The sequence below is a fragment of the Vibrio sp. Y176 genome, from assembly GCF_033438945.1.
Genome location: NZ_JAWOQS010000478.1, coordinates 1 through 727 on the forward strand (window position 1 = coordinate 1; position 727 = coordinate 727).

A 727-nucleotide genomic window follows, 5' to 3' on the forward strand; every position below is an offset into this window, starting at 1 on the left:
ACACTTCATTTCTGCACAACAACTGAAATCGCTGATGGATGGTGACAAAGACGTGGTTGTGATCGGTGCGCTAAACCCTATCAAACCAGATAGTCCTATTTCTGGTTCTTACACTATGTGGCGTAACGATTACTCAGCGACTGAAGACGCCTACGACTTCGGCGGTATGAGTAATAGCACAGAAGAAATGGAAACAATCCTAGGCAGCTTCGGCGCAACAACAGACAGCACAATCGTCGTCTACGCTGCGGGCTCACACCACGATGCTGCGCGTCTTTACTGGCAAATCCATAACCTTGGCCATCAAGATGTTCGTTACCTTGACGGGGGCTTGAACGCTTGGATGGGCGCTGGCTACCCAACTGGCTCTGCAAACCAAAGCGTTGCAGCGGTGGAATACAACGCACCTAACACACGGCAAGATAACAATGCCCTAGCAACGCTAGACATGGTTATCGCAGCGCAAAACAACCCTGATTGGGTGATCCTAGATACTCGCGGCAACGACGAGTTCAACGGTGAAGTTGCGGTTTCTGGCGCATACGGTCCGGGCACTATCCCAAGCAGTGTTCACATTAATTGGACCAAAGCGTTAAACGAAGACACGACACTGAAATCAGCAGAAGAACTGCAAGCCCTTTACGGCGACATCATCAAAGGTAAGAAAGTTATCGCTTACTGCCAGTCTGGTGTTCGCTCTGCCCACACCACCATGATTCTTACTGAA

Annotated in this window: 1 protein-coding gene; it reads left to right on the top strand. The window is 49.9% G+C overall.

The genetic code is table 11. The features are described from left to right. The coding region (locus R7O13_RS26815) for a sulfurtransferase (protein ID WP_318305200.1) at positions 1 to 727 on the top strand (727 nt) is incomplete at both ends.